Origin of the sequence: Comamonas terrae (assembly GCF_001544075.1) — a bacterium.
Taxonomy (GTDB): Bacteria; Pseudomonadota; Gammaproteobacteria; order Burkholderiales; family Burkholderiaceae_C; genus Comamonas; species Comamonas terrae.
Genome location: NZ_BCNT01000020.1, coordinates 1 through 11,571, shown reverse-complemented (window position 1 = coordinate 11,571; position 11,571 = coordinate 1). Strand labels below are relative to the sequence as shown.

The window sequence follows — 11,571 nt, the reverse complement described above, 5'->3', positions numbered from 1 at the left end:
ATTGCATGCATTGAGGTTTCAGCGCATTTTTCTTTCGATGTCCACCGCCTTCGATATGCTTGCGCTCCCCGAGGCCTCCGCCTTGCTGTCCGGCTTGGCCCGCACGGCCATGCCGGTGGCCCTGTACGACCGCGACGACCGGCTGTGCTATGCCAATGAGGCATTCGATGCGGCCTTTCTGCACGGGCTGGCTTTGCCTGTGGCGTTTGCCGATGTGCTGCGCCACGGCTTCCACCATGGCTTCGGCATACGCATCGATTGCGGCGATATCGAGGCCTTTCTGGCCGATATCCTTCCGCGGCGGCGCCAGCAGGCGCATCGCCAGGTGACGACGGACCTGCTGGACGGCCGCTGGATACAGTTCACCGAGACGCTGCTGCCCGACGGCTGGTTGCTGACGATTGCCAGCGATATCACGGCGCTCAAGCACAACGAGCAGACCATCCGCCATGCGCATGCCAGCGCCATGCAGGCCGCACTCACCGACGCATTGACGGGCGTGCCCAACCGGCGCCACATCCTGGAACTGGCCGAGCAGGCGCTGGCAGACCATGCGGCCAGTGGCGAAGCCTTGACGGCGGTGCTGCTGGATCTCGACCATTTCAAGCACATCAACGATGCCCACGGCCATCAGGCCGGCGATGCCGTGCTGCAGCATTTTTGCCGTCTGGCACAGCAGTACCTGCGGCCCGGGGACTGCTGGGGCCGCTTTGGCGGCGAAGAGTTCCTGCTGCTGCTGCCAGGCGCCGATGCGCAGGCCGCCGTCGCGGTGGTGGAGCGGCTGCGCGCCATGCAGTCCGATGCCGATGTGCCGGCCTATACCTTCTCTGCGGGCGTAGCCCAGCTGCAGCCGGGCGAACCATTGCAGCACCTGCTGCACCGGGCCGATGCAGCGCTCTATGCCGCCAAGGCTGCGGGACGATGCTGCACGGCGATTGCGGCCGAAGACTTCTAAGCCTGCAGCCGCTGCAGCCGGCCTAGGGTGCAGGTGTCTTGGGCGTGAAGTCGCAGTACCGGGCCACCACGCATTCCCAGCAGCGCGGCTTGCGCGCCTGGCAGACATAGCGGCCCAGCAGGATCAGCCAGTGGTGCGAATCCACCGCGTAGGCGGGCGGCACGCGCTGGAGGAGCTGCATCTCCACGGCCAGCGGCGTCTTGCCCGGTGCCAGTCCCGTGCGGTTGCTGACACGGAAAATGTGCGTGTCCACGGCCATGGTGGACTCGCCGAAGGCGACATTGAGCACCACGTTGGCCGTCTTGCGGCCCACGCCGGGTAAGGCTTCCAGTTCCTCGCGCGTGCGCGGCACCTGGCCGCCGTGCAGTTCCACCAGCATGCGGCAGGTCTGCATCAGATGCTTGGCCTTGCTGCGGTACAGCCCGATGGTCTTGATATAGCCCTCCAGCCCTTCCAGGCCCAGGTCCAGAATGGCCTGGGGCGTGTTGGCGACCGGAAACAGCTTGCGCGTGGCCTTGTTCACGCCCACGTCGGTGGCCTGGGCCGAAAGCAGCACGGCGGTGAGCAGCTCGAACACCGTGGTGTATTCGAGCTCGGTCTGCGGAGAGGGATTGGCCGCCTTGAGCGCGGCGAAAAATGGCTCTATATCGCGCTTGTTCATTCCCGCATTGTCGCCTTGCGGCACGGCCGGATGCGCCAAAATGGCAGACTTGCTGTTTTTGGCGTGCCTTCACCGTTTCACCATGCAATTTGCCAACCGACTCAACCATGTAGAAACCTCCGCGATCCGCGAGCTGTTCAAGCTGCTGGGCAAGCCCGGCATCATCAGCTTTGCGGGCGGCTTCCCGGACAGCGCGATGTTCGACGTGGCCGGCATCAGCGCGGCATCGGCGCAGGCCCTGCAGCAGGAGGCGGGCGCGGCATTGCAGTACGGCGCCACCGAGGGCTACCAGCCGCTGCGCGAGCAGCTGTCGGCCTTCATGGCAGGCAAGGGGGTGAGCGACGTGGCGCCGGAGCAGCTCATCGTGACCACGGGCAGCCAGCAGGCGCTGGACCTGCTGGGCAAGACCATGGTGGGCGAGGGCGACAAGGTGATCGTCGAAGGCCCGACCTTCCTGGCCACCATTCAGTGCTTCCGCCTCTACGGCGCCGAGGTGATTTCCGCGCCCGTGGACGAGCATGGCGTCAGGACCGACGAGCTGGAAAAACTCATTGCCGAGCACAAGCCCAGGCTGGTCTACCTGATTCCCACCTTCGGCAACCCCAGCGGCGCCACGCTGAGCCTGGAGCGCCGCAAGAAAGTGCTGGAGCTGGCCGTCAGGTACCAGACGCTGGTCGTGGAGGACGATCCCTATGGCGACCTGTATTTCAATGAAGCGCCTCCGGCCAGCCTGCTGGCGCTCAGCCGCGAAGTGCCCGGCAGCCGCGAGTGGCTGGCGCATTGCGGATCGCTGTCCAAGGTGCTCAGCCCCGGTCTGCGCATCGGCTGGCTGATCGCCAACCCCGAGCTGCTGGCCCGCGCCGTGATGTGCAAGCAGTTCAGCGATGCCCACACCAGCACCTTTGCCCAGGCCACGGCGGCGCAATATCTGAAGTCGGGCGCCATGCCCGGGACGCTGGCCCATGTGCGCGAGGTCTATGCCAGGCGCGCCCAGGCCATGGGCGATGCGCTGCGCGAACAGCTCGGCGATGCCGTGGAATTCGTCCAGCCCCAGGGCGGCCTGTTCCTGTGGGTGCGCCTGACGGGTGCCCGCGGCCAGCTGGCCGATGCCGGCGTGCTGGCCAAAAAGGCCATCGAGCAGGGCGTGGCCTTTGTGCCCGGTGCGCCGTTCTATGCGCAAAACCCCGACAGTGCGGCATTCCGCCTCTCGTTCGCCACGGCCGACGAGGACAAGATCCGCGAAGGCATTGCCCGCCTGGCCAAGGCGATGCAGCCATGAACAGGAGTCCCGAGGTTTTGCAGGAGCGCGTGACGGAGCTGGAGATCAAGGCCAGCTATACCGAAGATCTGCTGGAGCAGCTCAACATGACGGTCTACCGCCAGCAGCAGCAGATCGATCTGCTCGTCAATGAGGTGCGCGAGCTCAAGCGCCAGGTGCCGGAGGGCGGCCCGGGCGGGCCCCGCAATCTGCGCGACGAACTGCCGCCCCATTACTGAAGGCGGGGATTGGCTGCAGCAGCCAGCTGTTCCGACAAAAAAGGCCGGATCTTTCCCGGCCTTTTTTGCGCAACCAGGGGCTGCGGCAGCGCCCGCAGCCCATCGATCCTGCTCTCACTCCAGCGGTGTCCGAGCCACGTTTTTCATCTTGCCCATGAACAGGCGCGTGAAGAACACGGCCATCACGAGGATGCACAGGATCACGATCAAGCTCATCAGGCCATAGTCGGTGGAGAAAAGGTCGATCATCAGCTTCATGCACGGCTCCTTGGTCAGTGGCAGAGGTCTGCGGGCACTATGGCCTTGAAGCGGGCAGGTGGCTTTGTGCTGGGTCAAGCCGCGGCGCTGGCCGCGTGCCGACCTGTGGTGGCCGGTCAGGTGCGGGTAAAGGGCAGGGGCACGTCCGCGGGAATCGGGCAGACATAGGGTTGGCCCGCGCGGCGCTCCAGCAGCTCGGCCCTGGCTTGGGCAATACGCTCGGGCTGCTCCAGCAGCGAGATGGCCGTGGCGGCGAGTATCTTGGCCGCATGCACCATGCCTGCATGGGCCAGCCCCGACTGGCCTTGCGAAACCATCTGCCACGAATGCAGGGGCGTGCCGAAGGCGTAGCAGGCCACCCAGGCCTGCACGGTGGGCGTGACCCAGCTCACATCGGCGACGTCGGTGGAGCCGAACATGATGTCGCGGGCTTGCGGATCGTAGGGAGCCAGGCCTTCGAAGACTGCCGGCACCTTGCCGCGCAGCACGCTGGCCAGCGGCCGGCTGACCTGCTCCACGTCGCTGCGGTCCAGCGTCGCCTGGAAGTCGCTGGCGAGCTGGTGCTGGCGCGCGTCGACCTCGAGCCGGCCTAAGGCCTGCATCTGGGCATACATCACCTGGTTCAGCGTGCTGTTCTGCAGCAGGTTGGAGCAGGCCTTGTCGAAAACCACCTCGACCTGGCAATCGGTCATCAGTGCGGCGCCCCTGGCTACGTTCTGCACGCGTGCATAGAGTTCTGCGGCCTCGTGATTGCGGGCGGCGCGGATCAGGTAAAGCACCTCGGCGCGGGCCTGCACCACGTTGGGCGAGAGTCCGCCCGAGTCGGTGATCGCATAGTGGACGCGCGCATCCGAAGGCATGTGCTCGCGCAGATAGTTCACGCCCACATTCATCAGTTCCACGGCGTCCAGCGCGCTGCGGCCCAGGTGGGGGGAGTGGGCTGCATGGGAGGCTTTGCCGCGGAAGATGAACCTGGCCTGGATGTTGGCCAGCGTACTCTGGCTGAACACGCCGGTGAAGCTCGCGGGGTGCCAGGTCAGTGCTGCATCCACATCGTCGAAAACGCCGGCGCGGGCCATGAAGGTCTTGCCCGAGCCGCCTTCCTCGGCCGGACAGCCATAGAAGCGTATGCGGGCCTTGTGGCCGCTGGTCTGCAGATACTGCTGCAGGGCGGTGGCCGCAAAGTGCGCCGACGTGCCCAGCAAGTGGTGGCCGCAGCCGTGGCCGGCCAGGCCCGGACTGTCGGTGGAAGGTGTGCAGACCAGTGCCCCGCTTTGCTGATTCAGCCCGGACAGCGCGTCATATTCGCCCAGGAATGCCAGCACCGGCCCTGCGTCGCCCCATTCGGCCATGAAAGCCGTGGGAATGCCTGCCATATCGCGCGTGATACGAAAGCCCGACTGCGCCAGGGCATCGATATGCAGCCGGACCGAGGCATTCTCCGCGTAGCGCAGCTCGGCCAGCGACCAGATCCGGTCGGCCAGCGCGGTCATGCGAGGGGTTTCCTGCGCGAAAAATTCCTGGAGTGCGTCTATGGGGTGCATGGGGAGGATGGGGAGGATGGAGTAGAGGTTGGATGCGCTGCTCATTCGGGCTTGACGCCTGCCTTGTCCAGCAGAGCCTTGTTGCGCCTGATCTCGGCCGCGATCTGTGCCGGGAAACGGGTCTGGTCCATGTCGGTGGCGGTGGCGCCCAGCGCCTTCAGGTGCTTTTGCACATCTGGCTGATGCACTGCCTTGACGGCGGCCTCCTGCAGTTGCCTGACGATGGGTGCCGGTGTGCCGGCCGGAACGACCAGGCCGAACCAGCTGATGCCCAGTTCGTTGAGTTCGGGGTAGCCCAGCTCCTTGAAGGTAGGCACCTGGGGCAGATCGGGCGAGCGGCTTTGTCCCGCCAGCACGATGGGAATCAGCTTGCCTCCCTTGATCTGCGGCATGGCCGAGGGCAACTGGTCTGCCATCACCTGCACCATGCCGGCCAGTGCGTCGTTGAGCGCGGGCCCATTGCCGCGATAGGGAACGATCTGGATCCCGGTCTTCATGGTTTCGTTGAACGAGGCCAGCATCAGGTGGCCCAGCGTGCCCAGGCCGGGTACGCCGGCGCTATAGGCGCCGGGCTGGGCTTTGACCTTGGCCATGAAGCCCGTGAAGTCTCTGACGCCCATCTTGGGATGGACCATGTAGACCGAGGGCATGGTCACCAGATTGGCCACGGGCAGCAGCTTGCCCTCGATCTTGGCGGCACGCATGTACAGGGAGGGATTGATGGTGGCTGTGCTCACCGTGGCCATGCCGAGGGTGTAGCCGTCGGGTGCCGCCTGGGCAATGGCCTCGCTGCCGATCAGGCCTCCGGCGCCTCCCTTGTTGTCCACGATCACGGGCTGGCCCAGGGTGGATCGCAGGCCCTCGGCGATCACGCGCGCCACGATGTCCGTGGAGCCACCGGCGGCAAAAGGCACGATGAGCTTGACGGGCTTGCTGGGGTAAGCCTCCGCCGCCAGCGACTGGGAAAACGGCAGGGCGAGCAGCGCGCCTGCGGCGGCGATAGACAGCAGGGACAGGCGGCCAAGAGGGCGGTGGGGGCGTGAGGACGGGGACATGAGCTGCTCCGGAAAGAGATCGGTAAAAGCGTGTGCCCACGAACTGTGTTGCCTACGCTTGATGCGCTATTGCTGTGCGAAATATAGAAATTCCGGCGCCTTTGCAGTCCACGAAAATTGCGTTGAGCTATAAGCTATGCCGATGGCTGCAAGGCCTGCTCCTCTGAGTCTTGCAGACGGATTCCGTGTAAACCCTAGATCCCGCGATGCCCGATCGTTTCCCTTTTCCCGAGCTGCAGCGCAGCGACGATGCCGCCACTCCTGAGGGGCGGCAGCTTTTTTCCAGGCTCACCAAGCAGGTGCGCTTGCGGCAACTGCAGTTGCTGGTGGCCCTGCAGCAATGCGGTTCGGTCGTGCAGGCGGCTGCGCATTTGCATATGAGCCAGTCGGCGGCCACGCAGGCTCTGGCGGAACTGGAGCGGGTGCTGGACATGAAGCTGTTCGAGCGCCATGCCCGCGGCATGCGGCCCACCGTTGCGGGCCAGGCCCTGATCGATACCGCGCACGGCGTGCTGGCCGGCTTGCAGGAGGTGTCCGAGTCGCTTGCATCCATACGGCGTGGGGCGGCGGCGGCGCTGCGGCTGGGGGCGATTCCCGCCGCCGCCATGTCGGTGCTGTCGCAGCTGCTGCCGCGCTTTTATGAAGCCCATCCGCAAGTGCATGTGGATGTGCACGAGGATGCCAGCGCGCACTTGCTGTCCCAGCTGATGGGGTCGGGGCTGGATGCGGTTTTCTGTCGGCAGCCCGCCATGCTGCCGGCTGCCTTTGTCTTCGAGCCCCTGCTGCTGGATGCGGCCGTCGTGATCGCCGATGCGAACCATGCCCTGGCAGGCCGCCGCGATATCGCGCTGCAGGCGCTGAAGGGCGCGCGCTGGGTACTGCCCAGCTATGGCATAGCGGTGCGCAACATTCTGGAAGCAGAAGTCCTTCCCGTGCTGGAGGGCGCCTCATGGTTCCCCGCCTCCACGGTGTCGCTGCCCGTTCTTGAAGGGCTGCTGACCCAGCCCGGCGCGGTTTCCCTGGTGCCGCGCAGCATCCTGCCGGGTCTGCGCACGCAGGGGCGTGTGCGGGTGCTGGATGTGCAGATCGAAGGCCGCCTGCCGCCGCTGGGCGCGGTTTACAGGCGTGACCGTGCGCCCGCGTTGCTGCTGGAGATGCTCAGGCTGTGGCACAGGCTCCGGCTGCCTGACGGCGTATCTTTCCCTGCGGAACAGGCGGGTGGGCCTGCGCTTTCAAAAAAGTAGCCATTTGGGTAGTTATGAGATGCATTTGTGAAAACTGATCTGACTTTCATGCATAAAAATAGAGGCCGTGAATGACCTGAATTTGAGGACACCATGAGTATCTGGTCCGTAGACGCCCAGACCGTCACCCACAGCATCCAGCTGGCTGTCGCCCCGGTCTTCTTTCTGACGGCCGTGGCCGGCATGATCGGGTCGGTGGCGGGGCGCCTGGCGCGCATCATCGACCGCGCGCGCAAGCTGGAAGATGGACTGCGCGGTGCCACCGACCATGAACTGATCGCCAGAAGCCTGACCGAGCTGCACTTCTTGCGGCAGCGCGGCCGTCTGGCGAACGTCTCCATTGCGCTGCTGACGCTGTGCGGCGTATGCATCGGGCTGACCATCGTCCTGCTGTTCGTGGATCAGGCCTACGGCATCCGTGGCCATCGCTATGCCGTGTTCAGCTTTCTGTTCGGCGTGCTGGCCTTTGTCATGGCGTTGTGCGGCTTTCTGTGGGAGACCATCATGGCCACGCGCATCCTGGACTTCCACATGCTCAGCCAGGCCAAGGCCGCCGTGCGCCATGTGGAATCCGAGCACAGACCTTAGTGCCCGAATGCCGGGCTTGTCCAGGTGATGCGGATACCGGCTGCCTGCCGGCTTGACTTGCCGTGCGCAGATGCCGCTCCTGCAATAGGCCGTTGTCTGGGACGGCGAGCCGAGCATTCGCCAATCGTGGTTCCGCGCCATGCGCAGGCAGGAAAGAATGCGGCCATGGCCTTACATGATTCTTCCCGGAAATTCGATGCCGACCGCGCAGCCGAGTACGCAATACAAAGCCGCATCGCGCTGGCCGGCTATGACGCCTGCCATGAGCTTGCGGCCTGCCTGCTGTCCGCCAGCCTGGGTTCCGGGGCGAGGCGCATCCTGAATGTGGGGGCGGGCGGTACCGGGCAGGAAATATTGACGGCCGCAGCGCTCGAGCCGCACTGGTCGTTTGTTGCCTTGGACCCTGCGCCGGCGATGCTGGATCTGGCAATGGCCAATATCCGGAAGGTCGGCCTGGAGGCGCGTGTCGAAGCATTTTCGGAGGGCGTGGATGAGCTTGCGCAGCAGCGCCCGTTCGACGGAGCAAGCTTGATCGGCGTGCTGCACCATCTGCCGAGCCAGGATGAAAAGAAGGCTGTGCTCGGCTCGATCGCAAAGCGGCTCAAGCCCGGGGCTCCGTTCGTGGTTGCATGCAATCGCAGCGCCTATGAAACGAAACCGCTGTTCCTCGAGGCCTGGGCGGCGCGCTGGCGCATGGCCGGGGCCAGCAGCGGCGAAGTGGAGGCCAAGCTTGCCAAGATCCGCCACGGGGCCGTTCCGCCGGAATCCGAGGCTGCGGTGGAAGCCATGCTTTCCGAGGCCGGCTTTGCGCGACCGGAGCGATTTTTCTCCAGCCTGTTCTGGAGTGCATGGATCTGCTTCAGGCAAATCCCTGCCTGATCCGGCCTCGCAGGGTGGAGCCGTGTGCGCTGACAAAAACCATGTTTGAAAGAAATAAGGCTTCAGGCCTTGTCGATCCTGTGCAGGCTGCTATGTATTTGATATGAGTTCAGGCGTCCATGGGCTCCAGCCAGGCAGCCGCTGCGTGAATCACGCAGTCGGTCAGCCGTTGCAGGCTGGCCTGGGCGTTGCGCGTATGGGCCCAGTACATGGGAATGTAGAGATCGTTGCCGGGCAGCAATTCCACCAGCGTGCCATTGGCCAGCTGGGTCTCGATCAGTGCGTCAGGGTGCATGCCCCAGCCCATGCCCAGTTCGCAGGCGCGTGTGTAGCCCTGGTTGGACGGCAGGAAGTGGCGTGCGTTGTTGCGCCGGCCGTCCACGCCCAGGCTGTGCAGCCACTGGTCCTGCAGGCTGTCCTTGCGGCCGTAGCACATCATGGGTGCGCGGGCCAGGGCCTGGGGCGTGGCGCCTTCGGGCAGGTGCCGCGCGATGAAGTCGGCGCTGGCCACCGCCACGTAGCGCATGCGGCCCAGCGGCCAGGTGTTGCACCCCGCGATTACTGACGCCGTGGCCGTGACGGCGGCCATGACTTCGCCCTGGCGTATGCGCTGTGCCGTGTGGTCCTGGTCATCCACGCTGATGTCCAGCAGTTCGGTGCCGTCCAGCATGAAGGCGGCCATGGCATCCATGAACCAGGTGGACAGCGAATCGGCATTGACCGCCAGCTTGAGCGAGGGCAGGGCAATCTGGCCATCCGGCACCAGCTCGGGATTCTTGCGGCGCAGATCGTTTTCCAGCAGGGCCACCTGCTCCACATGCAGGCACAGGCGCCGGCCGGCCTCGGTTCCGGTGCAGGGCTGGCCGCGCAGCACCAGTACCTGGCCCACGCGCTCCTCCAGCAGCTTGATGCGCTGGGAAATTGCCGAGGGCGTGACGTGCAGCTTGTGTGCCGCACGCTCGAAGCTGCCTTCGCGCACTACAGCGGCCAAGGCTTCGAGACTGGCGTAGTCGAGCATAGAGCGTTCTTTCCGCTATTCAGGCAGCCGGGGCTCGTCAAGGCACGGAGTCCATGGGGACCGCTTCGGCTCCTTTGCGCATGGATTAGATTTTCTTCATTTGAAATAGTAAATGTAATTTTACTTAGGTGTGGACGGCTCAGACAATGCCGCCCATGTGGACAAGCAATGCCTTCAATCTTTCTTCGGCCTGGTTTGCAGGCTTTACGGTGTGCGCCTCGCTCATCGTTTCCATCGGCGCTCAAAACCTGTATGTGCTGCGCCAGGCGGTGCGGGGCGAACATGTGCGCGCCTGCGTGGCCTGGTGTGTGTTCAGCGACGTCATGCTCATCACGCTCGGGATGCTGGGCATGGCCCAGGTGCTGGCCCGCTATCCCGAACTGGCCTATGCGCTGACGCTGGGAGGGGCGGTGTTTCTGCTGTGCTATGGCCTGTTTGCGCTGCGGCGCATGATGGCCGCACCGGATGACGGTGCGGCAGATGCCACGGAAAAAGGTGTTCCGGCGCCGCGAGGCCTGATGCCGGTACTTGCCACACTGGCGGCAATCACCCTGCTCAATCCCCATGTGTACCTGGATACGGTGCTGCTCATGGGGTCGATCGGCGCACGCCAGGAGGGGGCTGAGCGCTGGTCCTATGTGGTGGGGGCGGCGTCGGCCAGCTTTCTGTGGTTTGTGCTGCTGGCTGCGGCAGGCCAGCGCATGAAGCGGCTTTTTGCCAATCCCAGGGCCTGGCGCATCATGGACGGCATTACCGGCGTGATGATGCTGGGACTGGCCTGGTGGGTGGCTCAGAGCGCCTGGCAGATGGGGTGACGGATCAGGCAGCCTTGCCGGCCGCAGCATCCCACAAGCCCACGGCCTCAATCAGGTTCCAGCTGTTGCATTCGATGCGATACAGGCCGGTTGCCCCTGTTTTCTGGCTGATGCCTTCGATGACCACCATGCGGTGGTTGTGGCATCGGGCCTCTGACAGGGGACGAATCTTGTCGTAGTTGAACTGCTCGGCGATATCGCCGCGAAAGGCAATCGTGACCTGATCGCGCCGGGGGTAGTAGTCCTTGGCATATTTTTCCAGCGTGCGCGTGGCGACGAGCATGGCCATATCGGATGAGCCTGGAGCGTTGGAAGACATGTTTTTCTCCTGTTTGCAAAGACACGGCTCCTGCCGCCAATGGAATGCTTTGCGTTACATTCTGATGCATCTGCTGCAAAGAAAAAGTAGTGAAAACCACGCCCTGGCGCGGGCAAATCCATGCATGCCCGGATGAAAAAACGGGAGCAAGAGATACGCGCCTTAAGCTCGAATGCGTCCAGGGACAAAACGCATGGACTCCTCCTTTTGGAAGGCTCTCCAGGCCAGCTGGCAATATGTGATTTGGTAGATAGCCATTGGCAGGCTTGGAGATTGACGGACGGGATGGGCCTGGAGGGTGGCGAAAGCAAGCACAAAAAGAAAGGCACAGAGGCTCTATCAAACCTCTGTGCCTGTGCTGCAATAACTAATGGTCAGAGCAGGTGCGCTTGCTCAAGCTGCTGGACAAAGGAAATGCCGTTGCCTGCAGAACTGCTGCCGGCATGGCTGCTGATAGGGGTTGCGATCTGATGAAGATCGGTGTCCGCAGCATTAGACGCATGCTCCGACGCGCAGCCGCAGAGCCCTCCTCCCAACAGACCTCCGCTACCGCTCAGAAGGCCTGCCAGCATTCCTTTGCCCGCATTGCTGACACCGTTGAGCAGTCCCGTGACTTCACTCAAGGTGTTGGTGACAAGACCATTTGCGCCAAGGGCGGTATCAAGTAGTCCTCCATTTTTACCCACGAGGCAGCCAAGCAAATTGCCGTCGCCCAGCAGGCCGCCGCCCGTGACACTG

The 11,571-nt window shown here is 64.1% G+C and carries 13 protein-coding genes and 1 pseudogene; 7 read left to right on the top strand and 7 right to left on the bottom strand.

Annotation, left to right across the window (positions count from 1 at the left end; all coding sequences use genetic code 11):
• The first annotated feature begins 37 nt into the window (after nucleotides 1-37).
• Entirely contained in the window at nucleotides 38-955 is a 918-nt protein-coding gene (locus tag Cte04_RS19465; RefSeq protein WP_066482999.1) for a GGDEF domain-containing protein, read from the top strand.
• A gap of 22 nt (nucleotides 956-977) precedes the next feature.
• Here the strand turns inward: Cte04_RS19465 and nth are convergent, their stop codons facing one another.
• Nucleotides 978-1,616 carry an endonuclease III gene (gene nth, locus Cte04_RS19460; RefSeq protein ID WP_066483252.1) on the bottom strand — a complete coding sequence of 213 codons (639 nt, stop codon included), beginning with the start codon at nucleotides 1,614-1,616 and terminating at the stop codon, nucleotides 978-980.
• 82 nt (nucleotides 1,617-1,698) lie between these two features.
• Here nth and Cte04_RS19455 point away from each other — a divergent pair, with 82 nt between their 5' ends.
• Nucleotides 1,699-2,895, top strand: coding sequence for an aminotransferase-like domain-containing protein (locus Cte04_RS19455; RefSeq protein WP_066483250.1), 1,197 nt, complete (start codon nucleotides 1,699-1,701; stop codon nucleotides 2,893-2,895).
• Nucleotides 2,892-3,113 (top strand): SlyX family protein, encoded by a 222-nt coding sequence (locus Cte04_RS19450; protein ID WP_066482989.1) that lies wholly within the window; start codon nucleotides 2,892-2,894, stop codon nucleotides 3,111-3,113. The genes Cte04_RS19455 and Cte04_RS19450 overlap by 4 nt, the downstream gene beginning before the upstream one ends.
• Before the next feature lie 114 nt (nucleotides 3,114-3,227).
• Here the strand turns inward: Cte04_RS19450 and Cte04_RS19445 are convergent, their stop codons facing one another.
• The 3 genes from Cte04_RS19445 to Cte04_RS19435 all read right to left on the bottom strand — a co-directional run bounded on the left by Cte04_RS19445 (nucleotide 3,228) and on the right by Cte04_RS19435 (nucleotide 5,970).
• On the bottom strand, nucleotides 3,228-3,371 hold the full coding sequence (locus Cte04_RS19445) for a DUF3149 domain-containing protein (RefSeq protein WP_174522954.1): 144 nt from the start codon (nucleotides 3,369-3,371) through the stop codon (nucleotides 3,228-3,230).
• 116 nt (nucleotides 3,372-3,487) lie between these two features.
• Complete coding sequence (locus Cte04_RS19440; RefSeq protein WP_066483249.1) at nucleotides 3,488-4,915, bottom strand: M20 family metallopeptidase; 1,428 nt, start codon at nucleotides 4,913-4,915, stop codon at nucleotides 3,488-3,490.
• A 41-nt stretch (nucleotides 4,916-4,956) separates the two neighbouring features.
• Entirely contained in the window at nucleotides 4,957-5,970 is a 1,014-nt protein-coding gene (locus Cte04_RS19435; RefSeq protein ID WP_066482981.1) for a tripartite tricarboxylate transporter substrate binding protein BugE, read from the bottom strand.
• Between the two features lie 206 nt (nucleotides 5,971-6,176).
• Here Cte04_RS19435 and Cte04_RS19430 point away from each other — a divergent pair, with 206 nt between their 5' ends.
• The 3 genes from Cte04_RS19430 to Cte04_RS19420 all read left to right on the top strand — a co-directional run bounded on the left by Cte04_RS19430 (nucleotide 6,177) and on the right by Cte04_RS19420 (nucleotide 8,681).
• Complete coding sequence (locus Cte04_RS19430) at nucleotides 6,177-7,214, top strand: LysR family transcriptional regulator (protein ID WP_066482975.1); 1,038 nt, start codon at nucleotides 6,177-6,179, stop codon at nucleotides 7,212-7,214.
• A gap of 93 nt (nucleotides 7,215-7,307) precedes the next feature.
• A complete protein-coding gene (locus Cte04_RS19425; protein WP_066482970.1) occupies nucleotides 7,308-7,802 on the top strand; it encodes a DUF2721 domain-containing protein in 495 nt (164 codons plus the stop codon).
• A 165-nt stretch (nucleotides 7,803-7,967) separates the two neighbouring features.
• The gene (locus Cte04_RS19420; RefSeq protein WP_066483246.1) at nucleotides 7,968-8,681 is read left to right on the top strand and encodes a class I SAM-dependent methyltransferase; all 714 of its coding nucleotides are present in this window, start codon (nucleotides 7,968-7,970) and stop codon (nucleotides 8,679-8,681) included.
• Between the two features lie 109 nt (nucleotides 8,682-8,790).
• On the opposite strand, the gene Cte04_RS19415 is transcribed toward Cte04_RS19420, so the two are convergent.
• On the bottom strand, nucleotides 8,791-9,699 hold the full coding sequence (locus Cte04_RS19415) for an HTH-type transcriptional regulator ArgP (protein WP_066482968.1): 909 nt from the start codon (nucleotides 9,697-9,699) through the stop codon (nucleotides 8,791-8,793).
• A 155-nt stretch (nucleotides 9,700-9,854) separates the two neighbouring features.
• On the opposite strand from Cte04_RS19415, the gene Cte04_RS19410 reads away from it, so the two are divergent.
• On the top strand, nucleotides 9,855-10,514 hold the full coding sequence (locus Cte04_RS19410) for a LysE/ArgO family amino acid transporter (RefSeq protein ID WP_066483242.1): 660 nt from the start codon (nucleotides 9,855-9,857) through the stop codon (nucleotides 10,512-10,514).
• Nucleotides 10,515-10,518: 4 nt separating this feature from the next.
• Here Cte04_RS19410 and Cte04_RS19405 read toward each other — a convergent pair whose 3' ends face one another.
• Both Cte04_RS19405 and Cte04_RS21790 read right to left on the bottom strand, forming a co-directional pair.
• The gene (locus tag Cte04_RS19405) at nucleotides 10,519-10,833 is read right to left on the bottom strand and encodes a hypothetical protein (RefSeq protein ID WP_066482965.1); all 315 of its coding nucleotides are present in this window, start codon (nucleotides 10,831-10,833) and stop codon (nucleotides 10,519-10,521) included.
• A gap of 374 nt (nucleotides 10,834-11,207) precedes the next feature.
• Nucleotides 11,208-11,571, bottom strand: a pseudogene (locus Cte04_RS21790) (hypothetical protein); the annotation flags it as partial.